Source organism: Actinomadura sp. WAC 06369, from assembly GCF_003947565.1.
Taxonomy (GTDB): domain Bacteria; phylum Actinomycetota; class Actinomycetes; order Streptosporangiales; family Streptosporangiaceae; genus Spirillospora; species Spirillospora rifamycini.
The window spans coordinates 1-740 of sequence record NZ_QHJN01000405.1 but is presented as its reverse complement, the minus strand read 5'-3'; the positions used below and the strand labels follow the sequence as shown (position 1 = coordinate 740).

Below are 740 nucleotides of genomic sequence, written 5' to 3'. Positions count from 1 at the left end.
AGCTCCCGCCGGACGAGCGCTTCGAGCCGCGCGAGGGTCACCGGCCCGCCGAGGGCCCGCAGGCCGTCCGGCGTGAGGTACCGGACGTCCGTCCGCACCGGGCGCTGCCAGACGTGCGGCAGCGTCCCGCTGCGGGACACGAGGCTGATGCGTCCGGTGTGCGCGCGCGCCGCCAGCGACACGACGACGTCCACGGCGGTGAGCCCGGAGCCGATCACGGCGACGTCCCGGTCCCGGGGGATGCCGTCGAGCGTCCGCTCCAGCGGGTAGGGGTCGAGGACGAACCCGGGCGCGCCCGCGAGCCCGTACAGGTCCGGGGGCGTCCCGCCGCCCACGCACAGGACGGCGGCGTCGGCCGTGCGGCTCCCGCCCGCGGTCTCGACCGTGACCCGGTCCCCGGGCGCGCCGAGGCGCAGGCCGGTCACGGCCGCCCGCACCACGTCCGCCCGGGCGAACCGGGCGAGGGCCTCGGCCGCCGTGTCCTCCAGGTACCGCCCGTACACGGCGCGCGGCGGCACCGGACGGCCGAGCCACGGGTCGTCGTGCTCGTCCGTCCCGCCGAGCCACTTCCCGTAGTGCTCCGGGTCGCCCGCCCGGATCGACATGATCTCCGGCGGCACGTTGACGCGCACCGACTCCAGGTCGGGCCCGTAGGGGCGGCCGCGCCACGGCAGCGGCGCCGGATCGTAGACGGTGACGGACTCGACGGCGGCGGGGTCCAGGGAGTCGAGCAGCCCGAC

At 78.0% G+C, this 740-nt stretch carries 1 protein-coding gene; it reads right to left on the bottom strand.

The window, feature by feature from the left end; translation table 11 throughout:
* A partial coding sequence (locus tag DMH08_RS39695; RefSeq protein ID WP_158642479.1) for an FAD/NAD(P)-binding protein occupies positions 1-740 on the bottom strand: 740 nt, incomplete at both ends.